Source organism: Streptomyces sp. NPDC051963, assembly GCF_044593495.1.
GTDB lineage: Bacteria > Actinomycetota > Actinomycetes > Streptomycetales > Streptomycetaceae > Streptomyces.
In genome coordinates this window covers 822,886-843,205 of sequence record NZ_JBIUCC010000004.1, presented here as the reverse complement: position 1 = coordinate 843,205, position 20,320 = coordinate 822,886, and the positions used below count along the sequence as shown (strand labels likewise).

Genomic DNA, 20,320 nt, shown 5'->3' with positions numbered 1-20,320 from the left:
TCCCACTCGCGCCGGACTGATCTCGGATCGAGCAGGTCGACGCCATGCGGCCCGTGCCCGGTCGGCGTGCTGTGGCTCGTACCCGATCGTCCTCCTGTCCGCGTCCGATCGGCGTCTTGTCCGCGTCCGATCGGCGTCCTGCCCAGGTCCGTACAGCACCCTGCAAAAGGCCGGTCAACCTGCCAGAGGCCGACCAGCGCCGTGACAGTCCTTGGCGTGGGCGATCTCCAGCCACCCATCTCCACCCATCCCCAGCCCCAGATGTCCAGCCACCGACACATGCCAGGCCCAACCGGCCGGCGCTGGACCACGGACCGGCACCCCCGCGCACCGACCCGCCCTCGGCCCCGCATTTCCGCAGAATCGCCCCGCAGCTCCGCTCCGCGACCAACCCACCCGCACCCACAACCGAAAAGATCCGTGCACCCACTGCGCCGCATCCGCGCCGATCAGGTCACCACCGACCGGCAACCGAAACGATCCGATCCCTCACCACAGAGCCCACGGTCTTGATCCAGCCCCTCGCCCCGCCTTGACGACTCGTGTGTCAGTGGCGGGTCGTAGGGTGGTCGCCCTATGACGAAGCCCTCACTCCCCGAACTCCTGCATGCTGCCGTCACTGCCGTCGGCGGTACGGAGCGCCCCGGTCAGGTGACCATGGCCGAATCCGTCGCGCAGGCGATCGACGACTCCTCCCATTTGTTGGTCCAGGCCGGCACAGGCACCGGAAAGTCGCTCGGCTATCTCGTGCCCGCGCTCGCGCACGGGGAGCGTGTCGTAGTGGCGACCGCCACGCTCGCACTTCAGCGCCAGCTCGTGGAGCGGGACCTGCCGCGCACGGTCGAGGCGTTGCACCCGCTGCTGCGCAGGCGTCCGGACTTCGCGATGCTCAAGGGCCGGTCGAACTACCTGTGTCTGCACCGCCTCCACGAGGGAGTCCCGCAGGACGAGGAGGAGGGCCTCTTCGACCAGTTCGAAGCAGCCGCCCCCACCAGCAAGCTGGGCCAGGACCTGCTGAGGCTGCGCGACTGGTCCCAGGACACCGAGACCGGCGACCGCGACGGCCTCACTCCTGGCGTGTCCGACCGCGCCTGGGCGCAGGTGTCGGTCTCGTCGCGGGAGTGCCTGGGTGCCACGAAGTGCGCCTACGGCGCCGAGTGCTTCGCCGAGATGTCCCGCGAGCGCGCCAAGCTCGCCGACGTGATCGTCACCAACCACGCCCTGCTCGCGATCGACGCCATCGAGGGCGCCCCGGTCCTTCCGCAGCATGAGGTACTGATCGTCGACGAGGCGCACGAACTGGTCTCCCGGGTCACTGGTGCAGCCACCGGTGAGCTCACTCCCGGCCAGGTCAACCGCGCGGTGCGGCGCGCCGCGAAGCTCGTCAACGAGAAGGCCGCCGACCAGCTCCAGACCGCCGCCGAGGGCTTCGAGCGGCTGATGGAACTGGCCCTGCCCGGCCGTCTCGAGGAGATCCCCGAGGACCTCGGCTACGCGCTCATGGCACTGCGTGACGCCGCCCGCACCGTCATCTCCGCGATCGGATCGACCCGCGACAAGTCCGTCCAGGACGAGGACGCGGTCCGCAAACAGGCCCTGGCCTCCGTGGAGACCGTGCATGACGTGGCGGAGCGGATCACGAACGGCTCCGAGTGGGACGTCGTCTGGTACGAGCGTCATGACCGCTTCGGTGCTTCCCTGCGTGTCGCCCCGATGTCCGTGTCGGGCCTCCTCAGGGAGAAGCTCTTCACCGACCGCTCGGTCGTCCTGACCTCGGCGACCTTGAAGCTGGGCGGCGATTTCAACGGCGTCGGTGCGTCCCTCGGACTGGCCCCCGAGGGCACGGAGGGCGACGACCTCCCGCAGTGGAAGGGCGTCGACGTCGGCTCGCCCTTCGACTACCGCAAGCAGGGCATCCTGTACGTCGCGAAGCACTTGTCGCGGCCCGCGCGGGACGGCGACCGCGCTGACATGCTGGACGAGCTGACCGAACTGATCCAGGCGGCCGGAGGCCGCACCCTGGGCCTGTTCTCCTCGATGCGGGCCGCCCAGCTGGCCGCCGAGGAACTGCGCTCCCGCATCCCCGAGTTCCCGATCCTCCTCCAGGGCGAGGAAACGCTGGGCGAGCTCATCAAGAACTTCGGGGCCGATCCCAGGACGTGCCTCTTCGGCACGCTCTCCCTGTGGCAGGGCGTCGACGTCCCGGGACCGAGCTGTCAGCTGGTCGTGATGGACAAGATCCCCTTCCCGCGCCCGGACGACCCCTTGATGAGCGCCCGCCAGAAGGCCGTGGAGGACGCCGGCGGCAACGGCTTCATGGCGGTCGCAGCCACCCACGCGGCCCTGCTCATGGCACAGGGCGCCGGCCGCCTCGTACGGGCGTCGGGAGACCGCGGCGTGGTCGCCGTACTGGATCAGCGGCTGGCCACGGCGCGCTACGGCAGCTATTTGAAGGCGTCACTGCCCGACTTCTGGTACACCACGGACCGCAACCAGGTCCGGAGGTCGCTGACCGCCATCGACGCGGCAGCGCAACAGACGGAAAACGCAGCAGCGGAACGCGCGGAAAACGCGGCAGCGGAACAGGCGGAAAACGCAGCAGCGCGACAGACGGAAGACGCGGTAGCGAAACAGACCGGAGCCGCGTCGGCGACAGCGGCGGAATGAGAAACCGGCTCCGCCCCGAAAGGGGTGGAGCCGGACATCACAGGGCCCCGGAACCGGCGCAGGGGTTCCGGGGCCCGGTCAGGGGGCGAGCTTGTCGGCCCGCCCGCCGCAGCCGTCACACGCGCCGCAGCACAGCCACCACCTTGCCGAGGATGGTGGCGTCGTCGCCAGGAATCGGCTCGTACGCCGAGTTGTGCGGGAGGAGCCAGACGTGGCCGTCCTCGCGCTTGAAGCGCTTGACGGTGGCTTCGCCGTCGAGCATCGCGGCCACGATGTCGCCGTTCTCGGCGACGGGCTGGCGGCGGACCGTGACCCAGTCGCCGTCGCAGATCGCGGCCTCGATCATCGAGTCGCCGACGACCTTCAGCACGAACAGCTCACCGTCGCCGACCAGCTGCCGGGGGAGGGGGAAGACGTCCTCGACCGACTCCTCTGCCAGGATCGGGCCACCGGCGGCGATGCGGCCGACCAGCGGGACGTACGACGCGGCCGGTTTGCCCGCGGTGTCGGTGGGCTGTACCGAGGCGGCCTGGTCGGAGCCGCGGACCTCGTACGCGCGCGGGCGGTGCGGATCGCGGCGCAGGAAGCCCTTGCGCTCCAGTGCCATCAGCTGGTGTGCGACCGAGGAGGTGCTGGAAAGCCCGACAGCCTGGCCGATCTCGCGCATCGACGGTGGGTAGCCGCGTCGCTGCACGGAGTCCCTGATGACCTCGATGACACGGCGCTGCCGGTCTGTGAGGCCCGAGCTGTCTGCCCTGATGCCTGGAGGTCGGCCCGGCAGGGAGCGCTTGTGCCCCTCGGGATTCGTGGCTTCGTTCATCGCATGCACCGGCTCGAGTCGGCCCTGGGAGCGGTCCTGGGCAGTGATGGTGGCACTGTCTGCGGTGGTGGTCACGTCGGCCCCTCTCGATGGTCTCCCTGCTGGACAACGGTAGTTGCTTTCGAAAGGTTGCGCCAAACACACGTTCGAGTGAAAAATCGCGGAGCGCCTTCCGCGATCATGTGTCTGGGTGTATGGCTAACGCAGTGCCTGGCGGACAAAAGGGCCCATAGTTGTACTCTTTACCGCCGGGGTGACGACCTTGTGGGTTGTTGCGCCAGTCTGCCATCCGGCATCCCGTCAACCCGGAACCGACCCTCATCTGTGCGGGAGTCGCACGACCTCTCCCTGCGGTGCCCACGGTATCCCCGCATGTGCCGCAGCGGTACGGCTGTGCATCCGCGCGTGCCGAAGTGGCGGAGCTGTCGTGTGGCATGTGCCAGTACGAGCGCGACACGCGCGAGTGGCGTGCATGTATGAGCCAATCCCCACATGTAGTGGTTGGATTGCAGCAGCAGCCCAGAAGTTGTGGTCCCCCGGGTCTTCGGGCCCTCGATCATCGCCTATGCTTGGGGCTGCTTCGAGGGGCCCAAGTGGCCTTTCGAGGCTATTGAGTCTGCTGTGAGGAGGGTTGGGAGATCATGCACTGTCCCTTCTGCAGGCACCCCGACAGCCGCGTCGTCGACAGTCGTACGACCGACGACGGCACGTCGATCCGCAGGCGCCGCCAGTGTCCGGACTGCTCCCGTCGTTTTACGACCGTGGAGACGTGCTCGCTGATGGTGGTCAAGCGGTCCGGAGTCACCGAGCCTTTCAGTCGTACCAAGGTCATCAACGGCGTGCGCAAGGCATGCCAGGGACGACCTGTCACCGAGGACGCACTCGCCCAGCTCGGCCAACGGGTCGAGGAGGCGGTGCGGGCCACCGGAAGCGCCGAGCTGACCACCCATGACGTGGGGCTGGCCATCCTCGGCCCGTTGCAGGAGCTCGACCTCGTCGCCTATCTGCGATTCGCCTCCGTCTACCGGGCGTTCGGCTCGCTGGAGGACTTCGAGGCCGCCATCGCGGAACTCAGGGACGAGACGCGACGTCCCGGCGCCGACGACGAAGACGTGCGCACGGGGAGCCAGGAAGACGAATGCGGGCCCGGAGGGACCACTCAGGTCCCCGTGCCCGCCAACGCCGCCGACTGACGGACGGGCCGGGCCCGGGCCGGTCGGCGGCCAGCGAAGACCTGTTGTGGGCGGCAGTCAGAGATGCCCGCAGCACCAGACAGAACACCGTGTCACGGGAACATCGTGGCACTTCAGGGCGTTTTAGCCCGTACAGGGAGGCGGCATGACAGAGACGGCGAGCGGTCCGGCACGAGGTTCCCGAGCCAAGGGAACCAAGACGGCCAAGGGCCTGCGTATCGAGCGCATCCACACGACCCCCGGCGTACACCCGTACGACGAGGTGGCCTGGGAGCGCCGTGACGTCGTCATGACCAACTGGCGCGACGGCTCGGTCAACTTCGAGCAGCGTGGCGTCGAGTTCCCCGACTTCTGGTCGGTGAACGCGGTCAACATCGTCACCAGCAAGTACTTCCGGGGTGCCGTCGGCACCCCGCAGCGCGAGACCGGCCTCAAGCAGCTGATCGACCGCATCGTGAAGACGTATCGAAAGGCAGGCGAGGACTACAAGTACTTCGCCTCGCCCGCCGACGCCGAGATCTTCGAGCACGAGCTGGCGTACGCCCTCCTGCACCAGATCTTCAGCTTCAACAGCCCCGTGTGGTTCAACGTGGGCACGCCTCAGCCGCAGCAGGTCTCCGCCTGCTTCATCCTGGCCGTCGACGACTCCATGGACTCGATTCTCGACTGGTACAAGGAAGAGGGCATGATCTTCAAGGGCGGCTCCGGTGCCGGCCTGAACCTGTCCCGCATCCGCTCCTCCAAGGAGCTGCTGTCCTCCGGTGGCAACGCCTCCGGCCCGGTGTCCTTCATGCGCGGCGCCGACGCCTCCGCAGGGACGATCAAGTCGGGTGGCGCCACCCGCCGCGCCGCCAAGATGGTCATCCTCGATGTCGACCACCCCGACATCGAGGACTTCATCGAGACCAAGGTGAAGGAAGAGGAGAAGATCCGCGCCCTGCGTGACGCGGGCTTCGACATGGACCTCGGCGGCGAGGACATCACCTCCGTCCAGTACCAGAACGCCAACAACTCGGTCCGTGTGAACGACGAGTTCATGAAGGCCGTGGAGAACGGCGACAAGTTCGGCCTGCGTGCCCGTATGACCGGCGAGGTCATCGAGGAGGTGGACGCCAAGGTCCTCTTCCGCAAGATGGCCGAGGCCGCCTGGGCCTGCGCCGACCCCGGCATTCAGTACGACGACACCATCAACCACTGGCACACGTGCCCGGAGTCCGGCCGCATCAACGGCTCGAACCCCTGCAGCGAGTACATGCACCTGGACAACACGTCCTGCAACCTCGCCTCGCTGAACCTGATGAAGTTCCTGAAGGACGACGGCAAGGGCAACCAGTCCTTCGCCGCCGAGCGCTTCGCCAAGGTCGTCGAGCTTGTCATCACCGCGATGGACATCTCCATCTGCTTCGCGGACTTCCCGACCCAGAAGATCGGCGAGAACACGCGCGCGTTCCGCCAGCTGGGCATCGGCTACGCCAACCTCGGCGCCCTGCTGATGGCCACCGGCCACGCGTACGACTCGGACGGCGGCCGCGCTCTCGCCGGCGCCATCACCTCCCTGATGACCGGCACGTCGTACCGCCGCTCCGCCGAGCTCGCCGCGGTCGTGGGGCCGTACGACGGCTACGCCCGTAACGCGCAGCCGCACCTGCGGGTCATGAAGCAGCACTCCGACGCCAACGACAAGGCCGTCCGCATGGACGACCTGGACACGCCGATCTGGGCCGCCGCCTCGGAGGCCTGGCAGGACGTACTGCGTGTTGGCGAGAAGAACGGTTTCCGTAACGCCCAGGCGTCCGTCATCGCGCCGACCGGCACCATCGGTCTGGCGATGTCCTGCGACACCACCGGCCTCGAGCCCGACCTCGCCCTGGTCAAGTTCAAGAAGCTGGTCGGCGGCGGCTCCATGCAGATCGTCAACGGCACCGTCCCGCAGGCCCTGCGCCGCATGGGCTACCAAGAGGAGCAGATCGAGGCGATCGTCGCCCACATCGCCGACAACGGCAATGTGGTCGACGCCCCGGGACTCAAGCACGAGCACTACGAGGTGTTCGACTGCGCCATGGGCGAGCGCTCCATCTCCGCGATGGGCCACGTCCGCATGATGGCCGCGATCCAGCCGTGGATCTCCGGCGCCCTGTCCAAGACGGTCAACATGCCGGAGTCGGCGACCGTCGAGGAGGTCGAGGAGATCTACTTCGAGGCCTGGAAGATGGGCGTCAAGGCGCTCGCGATCTACCGCGACAACTGCAAGGTCGGCCAGCCGCTCTCCGCGAAGACCAAGGAGAAGGAGAAGGCCGAGATCACCGAGAAGGCCGAGGACACGATCCGTGCCGCGGTCGAGAAGGTGGTCGAGTACCGCCCGGTCCGCAAGCGCCTCCCGAAGGGCCGTCCCGGCATCACGACCTCCTTCACCGTCGGCGGCGCCGAGGGCTACATGACCGCCAATTCCTACCCGGACGACGGTCTCGGCGAGGTCTTCCTGAAGATGTCCAAGCAGGGCTCCACCCTCGCGGGCATGATGGACGCCTTCTCGATCGCCGTCTCGGTGGGTCTGCAGTACGGCGTGCCGCTAGAGACGTACGTCTCGAAGTTCACGAACATGCGCTTCGAGCCGGCCGGTATGACGGACGACCCGGACGTGCGGATGGCCCAGTCGATCGTCGACTACATCTTCCGTCGCCTGGCGCTGGACTTCCTGCCCTTCGAGACGCGTTCCGCGCTCGGCATCCACTCCGCCGAGGAGCGCCAGCGTCACCTGGAGACCGGTTCCTACGAGTCGTCCGACGACGACGTCGACGTCGAGGGCCTGGCCCAGTCGGCGCCGCGAGCCCAGGAACTGAAGGCCGTCGCCACGCCGAAGGCGGTCGTCGAGGCGGCCAAGCCCGCCCCGCAGCAGGCCCACACCAGCGCCGAGCTGGTGGAGATGCAGCTGGGCATCCAGGCCGACGCTCCGTTGTGCTTCTCCTGCGGTACGAAGATGCAGCGGGCCGGCTCCTGCTACATCTGCGAGGGCTGCGGCTCGACCAGCGGTTGCAGCTGATTGCGGCTGACAGCCAGTGCCTGTAGCTGATGGGCGCCGACCACCGGTCGGCGCCCATCAGTGTTGTTCAGGGCTTGTGCGTCTTGCCCATGACCCTGGTGAAGGTCGCGGGATCGTCCTCGAAACCGTGCACCCCGGCGTGGAAATCCCATGTGCCCGCCGACTCGCGCACGAACTGGCCGACCGTCGCCGCCGTCGCCCCCAGGACATCGCCGAAGTCGTCCTCGGCCAGGACGGTGTAGCCCTCCCGGATGCGCAGGGCCGGGTTGAGCACGCTGACGAAGGTCCGGTGTGCCGAACGCTGCTGGATGATGACGCCGACGACCACGCGCGCGTACTGGCCGTTGAGCCGGTCGAGCTCCACGGTCATGACTTCGTCCCAGCCGAAGCCCTTGCCGTCCTTGCTGTCCCGGTTGAGCGTGATGGTGCCGTCGGGAGAGCGGCTGTCGAAGTGCACCACAAAGGCGGGATCGCCGTACGGATCGCTCGCCAAGTAGGTCGCGGCCACGATGTCCAGGTCGGTGGGCGGTTGCCCCACCGGACTCGGGTCCCACTTCAGTGCGACCTCGGCCTTCCGAATCCCCTTGCTGAGCCCGTTCACCAGACGTCCCCTTCCCCGTGTGAGCCATGCCCCAACTGCCGGACAGCCAGAGTCGGTTGTCCATCGTGCCACGCGCGCGTGGGCAAGTGCGCGGATACGGTCCGCGCGAGCGTGACCGAGGCCACGCTCCGTGGCCTTACGATGGCGCGGTGCTGGTCAAGTGGATTCGCTGCACCGTGGTGGACCGCCGCGGCTTCGAGCGGGGGCAGCGAAAGTGGGCGGGGCTTCTGGGAGAGCCGGGGTTTCGAGGACAGGGCGGAGGCTGGAGCCGGGGGCGGCAATCCGTCGCGCACATCTTCGCCTTCTGGGAGAGCCGTGCCTTCTACGACTCCTTCATGGCCCGTTCCCATGACCGGCTTGCCGCGGCACAGTCGGGCACTTTCAAAGACGCCCAGGTCAGGCTGTTCGACTACCGCTTCGACGTGAAGACTGGCTTCGAGCCGCGTTTCACGGACGCCGATCTGCTCCGGGTCGCCCACTGCCGAGTCCACGAGGACCGGGCAGAGCACTTCATGCTGATGCAGGAGAAGGTGTGGAACCCCGCCATGGCCGGCTCGCCGGGCATGATCCGCGGGCTGTTCGGAGAGGCACCGGGCAGCGAGTTCCTGGTGCTGTCGATGTGGCAGTCGGCCGCCGAACACGGCAAGTACCGCACCGAGCGCGTGGAGCGACTCGCTCTGCGCGCCCAGACCGAGGCGGACATCGCGGTCCTCAGAGGCGACATCGTGGCGTTGGAACCGGCCTGGATAGTTTGATTTCCGGACGCGCAACTTGTGTGTCCAGTGTGACCAGTGGTGCAAGAACTATGTGACCTACGCCGTATGGAGCCCGTACGAGTGCTCGATCAGCCGTCACTCGATCTAGGGTTTTGGCATGGCACGACCACGGCGCATCTTCCTTGTCCGGCATGGTGAGTCAACCGGCAATGTTGATGACACCGTGTACGAGCGCGAGCCCGACCACGCGCTGGCACTGACCGAGCGCGGCTGGCGACAGGCCGAGGAGACCGGGAAACGGCTGCGCGAGGTGGTCGGCCGCGAGCGTGTCAGCGTCTACGTCTCCCCGTACCGCCGTACGCACGAGACGTTCCGCGCCTTCCACCTCGACCCCGAGCTCGTCCGCGTGCGCGAGGAACCCCGGCTGCGCGAGCAGGACTGGGGCAACTGGCAGGACCGGGACGACGTACGACTCCAGAAGGCCTACCGGGACGCGTACGGCCACTTCTTCTACCGCTTCGCCCAAGGCGAGTCCGGCGCCGATGTGTACGACCGGGTCGGCGGCTTCCTGGAGAGCCTCTACCGCAGCTTCGAGGCCCCCGACCATCCGCCGAACGTGTTGCTGGTGACCCACGGCCTGGCGATGCGGCTGTTCTGCATGCGCTGGTTCCACTGGACGGTCGCGGAATTCGAGTCACTGTCGAATCCGGGGAACGCGGAGATGCGGATGCTCGTTCTCGGGGACGACGGCAAGTACTCGCTTGACCGGCCGTTCGACCAATGGCGAGATCCGGAGCCGTACGGGATCACCGGATAGAGTGGCAGAGCAATGACCGCTGATTCCTCTCCCGACGGGCGCCTGGACCGCGCCCTGGCCAGCCTGCGTGGACTCGCGGTGGGGGACGCGCTGGGCTCGCAGTTCTTCGTGCCGGTGAACTACCCGCTGCTGAAGACCCGCGAGCTGCCGCAGGCTCCCTGGCAGTGGACGGACGACACCGAGATGGCCTGCTCCGTGGTGGCCGTCCTGGCCGCCCACCACCGCATCGACCAGGACGCCCTGGCCCGCTCCTTCGCCGAGCACCACGACTTCGACCGTGGCTACGGCCCGGCGGTCAACCGTCTGCTGCGGCTGGTCCGTGAAGGCGGCGACTGGCGTGAGCTTTCCTCCGCGCTCTTCAAGGGACAGGGGTCCTGGGGCAACGGCGCCGCGATGCGGATCGCCCCCCTGGGTGCCTGGTACGCGGACGACCCGGAACAGGCGACCCACCAGGCCGAGATCTCCGCGTATCCCACGCACCAGCACCGCGAGGCCGTGGTCGGTGCCATGGCCGTCGCCGCTGCCGCCTCGATCGCCGCGGCCCCGGGCGGCCCGCCCAGTGCCCAGGCACTCCTCGACGGTGTCATTGCGCTCGTTCCCAAGAGCGCTGTCGGAGCCGGACTGCGGCGCGCCCGCGACATGCTCGACTACGCCGATGCGGGTACGGTCGCGGCGGTGCTGGGCTGTGGGCGGCGTACGTCGGCCCACGACACCGTGCCTTTCGCGCTCTGGTCGGCCGCGCGAGCCCTCGGCGACTACGAAGAGGCGTTCTGGACCACCGCCCAGGTCGGCGGCGACGTGGACACGACCTGCGCCATCGTGGGCGGGGTGATCGCCTCAGGGAAGGCGGGGACGCCGCCCAGCGCCTGGGTGGAGCGGACGGAAGCGCTGCCGGACTGGGTGCCGGCCTCGGCGTAGCGCCTCGAAACTCGCTGTGCGAACTCTCTGTGCATGGCGGGAACTCTGAGTGACCGCGTGTTCGTTGTCGTGGCAGTTGCTGTGCGGCGCACGGGTCCGTTCATGCAGGTGACATACGAGGCGCGCGGGGGTGGTCGTGGAGTTCTTGGTGATGGTGCTCGTGCTGCTCTTCATGGCGGTCGTGGCGCCTTGGGTCCCCGGTGTGGTCAGGGGGCGCGCTATCGCGCCCCCTGACAGCGTGCGGCCCGTTGCGGGCCCGGCCGGGTCAGACGACCGTCGGGCCCGACGTACCGGCGAGCGCCTCCAGGTCGCTCTTGCGGACTCTGATCACCAGCCAGGCAGTGGCCAGCGCGAGTACGGCCATCGCCGCCGCTGCGACGAACCCCATCGAGATGCCGTGGGTGAGCACGTCGTGCCCCCAGGGCGCAGGCAGCTGCTGCGTCTTGGCGAACTCGGCCTTCTGCTCGGCCGAACCGTCGGCCATGAACTTCGGCAGCTGCTTCTCTGCCTCGTCCTTGCTGGCCGAGCCGAACACCGTCGTCAGGATGGACAGGCCCAGCGAACCGCCCACCTGCTGCGTGGCGTTGAGCAGTCCGGACGCGGCACCCGCTTCGTGCTGGGCGACACCGGAGACCGCGGTGACCGTCAGGGTCACGAAGTTCAGGCCCATACCGAAGCCGAACACCAGCATCGGCCCGAGCACCCCGCCGACGTACGAGCTGTCCGAGCTGATCAAGGTCTGCCAGACAAGGCCGATCACCGCGAGGGCCGAGCCGACGACCATGAACGGCTTGGGGCCGAGCACCGGCAGGAACCGCTGCGACAGTCCCGCGCCGATCGCGATCACCACCGTCACCGGCAGGAAGGCCACACCGGCCGCGATCGGGCTGTACCCCAGCACGTTCTGCACGAAGAGCACGATGTAGAAGAACATGCCGAACATTGCCGCCGCCAGGCTCAGCATGATCACATACGTGCCCGAGCGATTTCGGTCGGTGAACATGCGCAGCGGCGTGATCGGGTCCGCGGCTCGGGTCTCGACGAACGCGAAGGCGAGCAACAGGACCACCGCGGCGCCGAAGGAGCCGAGCGTCATGCTGTCCTGCCAGCCCTCGTCGGCAGCGCTGATGAATCCGTAGACCAGCGCTGCCATGCCGAGCGTCGACGTGAGTGCGCCCGATATGTCGAAGCGCCCAGGGTGCCGTTCCGACTCGCTGATGTAGAGCGGCGTGAGGACGGCGATCAGCACACCGATCGGCACGTTGACGAAGAGGACCCAGCGCCAGTCGAGCCACTCGGTGAGCATTCCGCCCGCGAGCAGGCCGACGGCACCGCCGCCCGCGGAGACGGCGGCGAAGACGCCGAACGCCCGGTTCCGTTCCGGACCTTCGGGGAACGTGGTGGTGATCAGCGCCAGCGAGGTGGGCGACGCGATCGCGCCACCCACGCCCTGAAGGGCGCGCGCGGCCAGCAACTGCCAGGGTTCCTGGGCGAGTCCGCCGAGCAGCGAGGCGAAGGTGAACAGCAGGATGCCGGTCATGAACACCCGGCGGCGGCCGAGGATGTCACCGGCCCGGCCGCCGAGCAACAGCAGGCCACCGAAGGTGAGCGTGTAGGAGCTGACCACCCACGTGAGGTCGGTGGTGCTGAACTTGAGAGCGTCTTGAATGTGCGGGAGCGCGATGTTCACAATCGTCGCGTCGAGTACCACCATGAGTTGGCAGGCCGCGATGACGGTGAGCGCGATACCGGGATGCCCTTCCCGGCGGGCCGCACCTGGTTTCTGGTCCTTGATCAACTGAGAGGCTGTCACTATGGGTCCCCCACAAGTACGTTAGTGAACGCCCGCGTTCACTGTCGCGCCAACCGTAGTGAGTCCCAGACAGTGAACGCAAGCGTTCACTTAGCAGTGTGTCGCGCGGCCTTTCCCTCGTCGCTGTCGCGCGGCATGTCCCCCTTCCCCGGAATTACCGCTTCCGCTGTTCGTTGGAGACGCTCAGATGGTTACTTCGCGCTGGACGGCCGCCCCCGCTCAGACGGCCTCCTTCCGCCGGCGCGGCGCCGTACTCGAACGCGCAATCCTCGACGCCGCGTTGGATCAGCTCAGTACGGTCGGCTGGAACGGCCTGACGATGGAGGGTGTCGCCGCCGGCGCCCAGACCGGGAAGGCCGCGGTCTATCGCCGATGGCCGTCCAAGGAGGATCTCGTCGCGGACGCGCTACGGGCCGGACTGCCGTCCTTCGAGGCGGCGCCCAACCTCGGAAGCGTGCGCGACGATCTGCTGGAGCTGTGCCGGCAGGCGCGTGACGCGATGTATTCGCGACCTGGTTTCGCCTTGCGTTCGGTGATTCACGAATGCGACAACATTCAGGCGGACCGCTTCCATGGAGTGATCATCAAGGGTGTCGTGGAGCCGACCATCCGACTGCTCCGAGAGGTCATCGACCGTGGAATCGAGCGGGGAGAGGTGCGAGCGGACGCGGCCAACGGGTATGTCGTCGATGCCATCCCGGCGATGATGATGTACCGATCGAAGATGTGCGCAAGCGAATGGCCTGATCATGACATTGAGGAGATGGTGGACCAGCTGATGGTCCCGCTGCTGCGACCGCGCGGTGCCTGACCCCGGGGCTCGGGGGCGCTGAAGTCGCCCCGGTGAACCAGGGTGTCGCCGGGGGTTCCGGGCGGCGTACGCTAAGGGCGCCATGCCGTACGAACCACCTACACACACCGTCGAGCGCTCCCTTCGCGCCACGACCGGAGCGAAGGTCATTGCCGGTGTCGACGAGGTCGGGCGCGGCGCCTGGGCCGGCCCCGTCACCGTCTGCGCGGCGATCACCGGACTGCGCCGGCCCCCCGAAGGCCTCACCGACTCCAAGCTGCTCACCGTCAAGCGGCGTACCGAACTCGCCAAGGTGCTCCACAAGTGGGTGACCTCCTACGCCCTGGGGCACGCCTCCCCGGAGGAGATCGACGAGTTGGGCATGACGGCCGCGCTGCGCCTGGCGGCAGTGCGCGCCCTGGAAGCCCTGCCGGTCCGTCCCGAAGCGGTGATCCTCGACGGGAAGCACGACTATCTCGGAGTGCCCTGGAAGGTCCGCACGGTGATCAAGGGGGACCAGTCCTGTGTGGCGGTTGCGGCGGCCTCGGTGATCGCCAAGGTTCAGCGCGACAAAATGATGGCCGAACTGGGTATCGACCATGCAGACTTCGGTTTTGCGGACAACGCCGGGTATCCGTCGCCCGTGCACAAGGCCGCGCTGGAGGAGCGGGGACCTACCCCGTACCACCGGTTGTCGTGGGCGTATCTTGATGCGCTGCCCCAGTGGCGGCACCTCAAGAAGGTCCGCTGGGTGGACGGAAGCGTTCCGGAGATCGAGGGACAGCTCGGCTTCGACTTCTGACGATTCCGCTCGCACTGTTGTGCCACCCGCCGACGCGAGCCGTACCAACGTTTGATAAACATCAGCTCATGCCTCTCATTCCCGAGGAGCCTCAGATTCACGAGAGTGCCCAGGGTCCCCGCGTTACTCCGGCCAGTGGCCGCACCGCGCCGACCCCCCGTCCTGTACCTGGCCCCCGCCCCGCGGCTCCGTCGCGTCCCGGCCGTCATGGGCCCCTCAGGCCCACGCCGCCGGTGCAACACGCGCCGCGTGACGTGGCCGAGCCCGGACCGTCGGGTCCGGCCGTCCGCGCCGCCTCCGATGCGGCCCCGGCGACTCCACAGATCCAGTTGATCCCGGCCTCGGCGGAAGGCGCGCTCGACGCCGCCGAGGAGGCCGTGGATCTGCTGCTGGACTCGGGTCGCGCCCCAGGTGACGTGCTGGTGATCACTACGGGTGAACAGCATCCGTGGGCCGATCACGAGCTGTCCTTCGGTGAAGCCGCCTATTGGGCGCAGCATGACTCCGGTGACGACGTCTTCTACACGGACGCCGCCGTCGCGAGCCGTGCCGCGTCGCGTCCGGTGGTCGTCGTCGCCGTCAACGGCGGTTCCGACACCGTTGCCGCCACTGCTCTCCCTCTTGCCCTCACCCGGGCAGGCGCCCTGCTGATCGTCTGCGGTGACCCGCAGCAGATCAACTCGGTGCTGGGCGCGGGCGTCTGAGCCCGTTCCGCAACGTTCAGGGGGGCGGCGGGGCGATGGTGATGTCGCCGCGGTCGTGTTTGCACGGTGGGGGGTTTGGCGTGCACCGGTAGGTGGGGCGCGCGGGGCATGAGTGTCGCCTGCTCCGAGACGTACGCTCCGATTCCCTTTCGCTGAGAGTGGCGTGCGTGACGGGTGGGGACGTCGGGATGTGGAACGTGGCGTACGTGCCCGGGTGGTGAACGGAATGCGGCGACCGTGTCCGGGACGATCCACGGGCGTGGCGTGTGTCCGAGACGGCGCCTGGCGGCTCGGCAGTGGTGCTTCCTGAGAACCGGTGGCGACGGATGGTCGTCGACCCCGGGCGGGAGATCTTTCGTGTGGGCGTGAACCTGGCGGTCGTACTGCCGGGCAGGAACGTTCTGCCAGCGTCTTCCGTAGAGCTGGACGTCCTTATCGAGCCGCCGCGCGGCGCAGGATTTCCGAGGCGGCGCCGCCGGTCCGTGGGATCGGCGGCGGTGCCTCGGACGTGGCGAAGGGCTCCGGCGTGGAATCCGCGTTGGGCCGACGTCCGCCACGCCCTTCGCCCAGGACCTGCCAGCCGTCACGGGTCAACGTGATGTACGCCCCGCAGCGCAGCCCGTGCAGGGTGCAGGCGTCGCGCAGCCCCCACATCCACGCGCCGTCCTCTTCCGTCCAACGGGCGTCGCCCTCACGGCAGTAGAGCAGCACTGCGGTGCGCACGGGGGTGCGGCGCCGCAGGTCGTGGGGGATGACCCGGCGCAGTTGGGCAAGCAGGACGTTGCGGAACATCCAGCCGTCGGCCGGGGACGGGCGGCGTGTGAAGGAGGCGCTGGCGCAGAGCCGCTCGTCCGGATCGAGCACGGCCACGATCGCGGTCGCCGGCCGGGGGCGATGCCGGGAGTGCAGTCCGCTGACGACCTCCCGTGGATTGCGCAGCAGCGGGATGCCGGCCGCGGCCCACTCCGCCGGTTCGAGCATGCGGGCCAGAGGGTTGGCGGACGCGGCGGACAGGTCGGCAGACGACGTGGATGCCGCCGGGGACGGAGCGAATCCGAAGGTCACGGTCCTCCCTTCGGCTACGCGCCCACACTGCGGGCGAGGTCGGATTCGGGGGAGCGCACACCGCAGCTGGGCCCTGCCGGATCACGGACGAGCCGTGCGGGGAGCGGACCCCAATTCTTCCTGTCGAACGGGGATGCGGCAACGAGCAATTGGGGCCACCGACCGATATCGCACGGTGCGTGGTTTATATCCCTACGCGGGGTGCCATCGTGCGACGCATGGTGCGACTGTGCCACACGGCGTACGCCGTTGAGGCGAGAGCGGTGCAGGGGGCGGGCTCTGCGCGGCGCGTGCGACTGGCGAGCACCTTTCCCTTCGGCGCCCGCCCGTATGGGGGAGAGCTGCTGTATGGGGGAGAACTGCTCGATCGGCGTGATCAACCTTGCACGGCCAGGACCAGCGGCAGCACCCCCTGGGCGCCCGCACGTCGGAGCATGCGGGCTGCGACCGCGAGAGTCCAGCCGGTCTCGGTGAAGTCGTCCACCAGGAGGACGGGACCCCTGACGTCGGACAGAGCGGAAGCGAGGCCGGGCGGCAGGGTCAGGACTCCGTCGAGGACCTTGAGCCGCTGGGCGCTGTTGCTCCGGGAAACCTGGTACCCGTCGCCCGTGTACTCAACGGAGCCTAGCAGAGGCAGTCGGCCCACCTCCGAGATGTGCGTGCCCAAGGAACTGATCAGCCGAGGCCGTGAGCGCGAGGCGATGGTGACGACACCGACGGGACGCGCCTGGGCGTCTGCCGCACCCGGAGCCCAGCCCCCGGGCCCCTTGGCCCAGTCGGCGAGCACGCCGACGACAGCCTTTGCCACGTCGTCCGGCACGGGGCCGTCCGGGGCATGAGGGGCAAACAACGGCCTGAGCCGATTGCCCCAGCCGATGTCCGACAGTCGTCCCAGGGCCCGACCCGAACCGGCCTGTTCACCTGCGGGAATGCGTCCCTTGAGGTCGACGCCGATGGCAGGCAGCCCAGTCGGCCACATCCTGCGCGGCTCCACCTCGACGCCAGCTCGGCCGAGGTCGTCGCGCGCGGCGGCCAAAGCGGCCGTGGACGTGTCGGCTGTGAAGCGTGCGCCCGCGCAGTTGTCGCAGCGGCCGCAGGGCTTGGCCCCCTCGTCGTCCAACTGACGTTGCAGGAACTGCATGCGGCAGCCTGTAGTAGACGCGTACTCGCGCATCGCCTGCTGCTCGGTCTTGCGCTGCCTGGCCACCCAGTCGTACCGCTCCGCTTCGTACGTCCACGGCTGCCCGGTGGCGATCCAGCCGCCCTTGACCCGCTTGACCGCTCCGTCCACGTCGAGGACCTTGAGCATGGTCTCCAGGCGGGACCGGCGCAGCTCCACCAACGGTTCCAGAGCGGGCAGCGACAGGGGCCGCTCCGCGCGCGCGAGTACGTCGAGCGTGCGCCGCACCAGGTCCTCCGACGGGAAGGCGAGCGAGGCGAAGTACTCCCAGATCGCCTCGTCCTCCTTCCCCGGCAGGAGGAGTACTTCGGCGTGCTCGACGCCGCGTCCGGCTCGGCCCACCTGCTGGTAGTAGGCGATGGGCGAGGAGGGCGAGCCCAGATGCACCACGAAGCCGAGGTCGGGTTTGTCGAAGCCCATACCGAGTGCGGAAGTGGCGACCAGTGCCTTGACCCGGTTGGCGATCAAGTCGTCCTCGGCCTGCTGCCGGTCGGCGTTCTCCGTCTTGCCCGTGTACGGGGCGACCGTGTGTCCGCGGTGCCGCAGGAAGGCGGTGACCTCCTCGGCGGCGGCCACGGTAAGCGTGTAGATGATCCCGGAGCCCGGCAGCTCATCGATGTGGTCGGCGAGCCAGGCCATCCGGTGCGCGGCGTCCGGCAGCCGGAGCACGCTCAGGCTCAGGCTCTCCCGGTCCAGCGGGCCGCGCAGCACCAGGGCGTCCGATGTGCCCCCGGTGCCGAGCTGCTCCGCGACGTCGGCGGTCACGCGCGCGTTGGCGGTGGCCGTGGTCGCAAGAACGGGTACGCCGGGCGGAAGATCCGTGAGCATCGTGCGGAGCCGGCGGTAGTCCGGACGGAAGTCATGTCCCCAATCGGAGATGCAGTGGGCCTCGTCGACCACGAGGAGTCCGGTCGCAGCGGCGAGTTTGGGCAGTACCTGGTCGCGGAAGTCCGGATTGTTGAGCCGCTCCGGACTGACCAGCAGGACATCGACCTCGCCCGCGGCGATCTCGCTCTGGACCGTGTCCCACTCCTCGGTATTGGAGGAGTTGATGGTCCGTGCGTGGATACCGGCACGGGCCGCGGCCTCGACCTGGTTGCGCATCAGCGCGAGCAGCGGGGAGACGATCACGGTGGGGCCGCTGCCACGGGCACGCAGCAGGGATGTAGCGACGAAGTACACCGCCGACTTGCCCCACCCTGTGCGCTGGACGACCAGGGCCCGGCGTCTGTCGGCCACCAACGCCTCGATCGCCAGCCACTGGTCCTCGCGCAGCCTGGCCGCCCCCATGGCGTCCGGGACGAGGCGGGCGAGGACCGCGTCGGCGGCCGCCCGGAGATCCGCGTTGCTCGTGTGCTCCATGCGTCCCATACAACAGGACCGCAGTGACAATCCGGCCCGGCTGTGGACGACGAGGGGCCACCTGACCGGATTGACGTGTCCCTGGTCGGACTTATCCACAGGCCAAAGCGGAGGCTCGGAATCCGGGAGATCGTCGGCGCATGACGAATCACAGCGAAACGACTGGATCTCCCGAAAACGAAGGCATGGCCGGACGCGACGGGCTCGATGAACACGGCGCGAGGGCGGGGTGCGGCGGATCCCAAGAGCCCTTCGGCCGGGACGAGTCCGAGAGCCCTGACGCGCTCAACGCACCTGATGTGTACGACGGCCATGCCGGCGAGCACCAGGTCACCCTGCGCACCCCGGCCGAATTGGCCGATGCCCTGCCGTATCTCCTCGGGTACCGCCCCGAGGACAGCGTCGTCCTGGTCGCCCTCTACGACAGGGACGGCCGGGGCCGATTCGGTGGCCGGGCCCGACTCGGCATCCCCGCGAACTCGGACGACTGGCCGTCCGCTGCCCGGCAGCTGGCACATGGCCTGGTGACGGGCAGCGAGCGTCGGGGTGTGCGGCCGGAGCAGTTGGTCGCCTACGTCTGTCAGGAACCGGCGAAGGGCGAATCGGGCCGACAGGTCATGGAACGACTGCAGCCGCTGGCCCAGCGGCTGCGCGTCGAGTGCGGCCTGATGGACGTGCCGGTGATCGAGGCACTGTGCATCTCGGACGGCCGCTACTGGTCCTACTGCTGCGCAAACGCGCGGTGCTGCCCGCCCGAGGGCGTGCCGATGGGCCTGCCAGGCACCTCCGTGCTGGCGGCCGCCGCCACCTATGCGGGCCTGCAAGTGCGTGGCTCCCTGCGCGAACTGCGGGCCCGGCTGCTGCCCTGGGAGACGGCGGCCGCCGTGGAGCAGGAGGTCGCCCTGGACACCGCCGGCATGTCCCTTGTCCCCCGGATCCTCGACGACGAGAGCCGGGCGTGTGTGGCCCGGGAGACGCTGGAGCTGGCCCGGCAGGTCATGAGCCGACTGGCCGAAGCCCCAGCCGTGTCCGGCTCGCTTCTGGCAGATCTCCGCGACGACGGACTGCTCGGACACGACGAAGCCGCGACGCTCATTCTCGGCTTGCAGGACCGTACGACCCGTGATCGAGCGGCTGAATGGATGGAGGGCGACGAGGCAGGTCCGGCGCTGCGCCTCTGGCGCACCCTGGCCCGCCGCTGCGTCGGCCCGTACGGCGAACACGCCGCGGCGCCACTCACGCTCGCCGGGTGGGTCGCCTGGTCGACGGGCGACGACCTGGAGGCCAGGGAAGCCCTCGCGATGGCACTCGGCGCGGACCCCGGCTACCTCTTCGCCCGTCTGCTGCACCAGGCCTGCAACGAGGGGCTGGCCCCGGAGTCGATCCGCCGCTGCCTGCGTGCCGAACGCGACAGCCGTGAGTCGGCACCGGTCGTCGATGTGGAGGTTACCGACGGGACGGTGCGGGGCGAGGCCGCGGGGGTTGACCGATGCACTCCCACGGCGGCGCCGGCTTCTCGCCGTCGACGCCGCGCACGGTCGGTGGTTGCAGCCGACAGGTCGCCTCGCCCCGCGAAGCCGGGGGCTCGAGAGACACGGCCGAACCCCGCCCGGTCCCGCGGGACAGCTTCGGGTGACGCGACAGCTTCGGGTGATACGCGCGCGGCGGCCGCTCGCACGGGCGGCACTCGCCCGCGTGCCTCAGCCAAAGGTGCGATCCGTGGCCGTGGCACTCCGCGAGACACGCATCCCAAGAGCGAGGTCACCGAGGGAGAGGCGTGAGCGAAGCACGCACGGCCGGACTCGCACGGACGGCGGCCGAGGAATGACAAA

Annotated in this window: 15 protein-coding genes; 10 read left to right on the top strand and 5 right to left on the bottom strand. The window is 68.7% G+C overall.

What is annotated here, in order from left to right:
• The first annotated feature begins 576 nt into the window (after positions 1 to 576).
• The gene (locus tag ACIHFB_RS20375; protein WP_365285290.1) at positions 577 to 2,667 is read left to right on the top strand and encodes an ATP-dependent DNA helicase; all 2,091 of its coding nucleotides are present in this window, start codon (positions 577 to 579) and stop codon (positions 2,665 to 2,667) included.
• Positions 2,668 to 2,782: 115 nt separating this feature from the next.
• Here ACIHFB_RS20375 and lexA read toward each other — a convergent pair whose 3' ends face one another.
• Positions 2,783 to 3,562: a transcriptional repressor LexA gene (gene lexA, locus ACIHFB_RS20370; RefSeq protein ID WP_210589133.1), complete on the bottom strand. Its 780-nt coding sequence runs from the start codon at positions 3,560 to 3,562 to the stop codon at positions 2,783 to 2,785.
• Positions 3,563 to 4,128: 566 nt separating this feature from the next.
• Here lexA and nrdR point away from each other — a divergent pair.
• Both nrdR and ACIHFB_RS20360 read left to right on the top strand, forming a co-directional pair.
• On the top strand, positions 4,129 to 4,680 hold the full coding sequence (gene nrdR, locus ACIHFB_RS20365; RefSeq protein ID WP_365285293.1) for a transcriptional regulator NrdR: 552 nt from the start codon (positions 4,129 to 4,131) through the stop codon (positions 4,678 to 4,680).
• A 145-nt stretch (positions 4,681 to 4,825) separates the two neighbouring features.
• Positions 4,826 to 7,720 (top strand): vitamin B12-dependent ribonucleotide reductase, encoded by a 2,895-nt coding sequence (locus tag ACIHFB_RS20360; protein ID WP_365285295.1) that lies wholly within the window; start codon positions 4,826 to 4,828, stop codon positions 7,718 to 7,720.
• 67 nt (positions 7,721 to 7,787) lie between these two features.
• On the opposite strand, the gene ACIHFB_RS20355 is transcribed toward ACIHFB_RS20360, so the two are convergent.
• Entirely contained in the window at positions 7,788 to 8,321 is a 534-nt protein-coding gene (locus ACIHFB_RS20355) for a TerD family protein (RefSeq protein WP_365285306.1), read from the bottom strand.
• Positions 8,322 to 8,470: 149 nt separating this feature from the next.
• Between ACIHFB_RS20355 and ACIHFB_RS20350 the strand changes: the two genes are divergently transcribed.
• The 3 genes from ACIHFB_RS20350 to ACIHFB_RS20340 all read left to right on the top strand — a co-directional run bounded on the left by ACIHFB_RS20350 (position 8,471) and on the right by ACIHFB_RS20340 (position 10,772).
• Positions 8,471 to 9,076 (top strand): YdbC family protein, encoded by a 606-nt coding sequence (locus ACIHFB_RS20350; protein ID WP_365285308.1) that lies wholly within the window; start codon positions 8,471 to 8,473, stop codon positions 9,074 to 9,076.
• Positions 9,077 to 9,194: 118 nt separating this feature from the next.
• Entirely contained in the window at positions 9,195 to 9,854 is a 660-nt protein-coding gene (locus ACIHFB_RS20345) for a histidine phosphatase family protein (RefSeq protein WP_365285310.1), read from the top strand.
• Between the two features lie 12 nt (positions 9,855 to 9,866).
• Positions 9,867 to 10,772 carry an ADP-ribosylglycohydrolase family protein gene (locus ACIHFB_RS20340; protein ID WP_400127526.1) on the top strand — a complete coding sequence of 302 codons (906 nt, stop codon included), beginning with the start codon at positions 9,867 to 9,869 and terminating at the stop codon, positions 10,770 to 10,772.
• Between the two features lie 265 nt (positions 10,773 to 11,037).
• Here ACIHFB_RS20340 and ACIHFB_RS20335 read toward each other — a convergent pair whose 3' ends face one another.
• Positions 11,038 to 12,585 carry an MFS transporter gene (locus ACIHFB_RS20335; protein ID WP_365285314.1) on the bottom strand — a complete coding sequence of 516 codons (1,548 nt, stop codon included), beginning with the start codon at positions 12,583 to 12,585 and terminating at the stop codon, positions 11,038 to 11,040.
• Positions 12,586 to 12,772: 187 nt separating this feature from the next.
• Between ACIHFB_RS20335 and ACIHFB_RS20330 the strand changes: the two genes are divergently transcribed.
• The 3 genes from ACIHFB_RS20330 to ACIHFB_RS20320 all read left to right on the top strand — a co-directional run bounded on the left by ACIHFB_RS20330 (position 12,773) and on the right by ACIHFB_RS20320 (position 14,881).
• Positions 12,773 to 13,396 carry a TetR/AcrR family transcriptional regulator gene (locus tag ACIHFB_RS20330; RefSeq protein WP_365285316.1) on the top strand — a complete coding sequence of 208 codons (624 nt, stop codon included), beginning with the start codon at positions 12,773 to 12,775 and terminating at the stop codon, positions 13,394 to 13,396.
• Between the two features lie 82 nt (positions 13,397 to 13,478).
• Positions 13,479 to 14,177, top strand: coding sequence for a ribonuclease HII (locus ACIHFB_RS20325; protein ID WP_365285318.1), 699 nt, complete (start codon positions 13,479 to 13,481; stop codon positions 14,175 to 14,177).
• A gap of 68 nt (positions 14,178 to 14,245) precedes the next feature.
• The gene (locus tag ACIHFB_RS20320) at positions 14,246 to 14,881 is read left to right on the top strand and encodes a hypothetical protein (protein WP_365285320.1); all 636 of its coding nucleotides are present in this window, start codon (positions 14,246 to 14,248) and stop codon (positions 14,879 to 14,881) included.
• 432 nt (positions 14,882 to 15,313) lie between these two features.
• On the opposite strand, the gene ACIHFB_RS20315 is transcribed toward ACIHFB_RS20320, so the two are convergent.
• A complete protein-coding gene (locus ACIHFB_RS20315; protein WP_365285322.1) occupies positions 15,314 to 15,946 on the bottom strand; it encodes a hypothetical protein in 633 nt (210 codons plus the stop codon).
• 376 nt (positions 15,947 to 16,322) lie between these two features.
• Positions 16,323 to 18,488, bottom strand: a complete 2,166-nt coding sequence (locus tag ACIHFB_RS20310) for a RecQ family ATP-dependent DNA helicase (protein ID WP_365285324.1) — start codon at positions 18,486 to 18,488, stop codon at positions 16,323 to 16,325.
• Positions 18,489 to 18,628: 140 nt separating this feature from the next.
• Here ACIHFB_RS20310 and ACIHFB_RS20305 point away from each other — a divergent pair, with 140 nt between their 5' ends.
• Positions 18,629 to 20,269, top strand: coding sequence for a DUF4192 domain-containing protein (locus ACIHFB_RS20305; protein WP_400127524.1), 1,641 nt, complete (start codon positions 18,629 to 18,631; stop codon positions 20,267 to 20,269).
• The last annotated feature ends 51 nt before the right edge of the window (positions 20,270 to 20,320 follow it).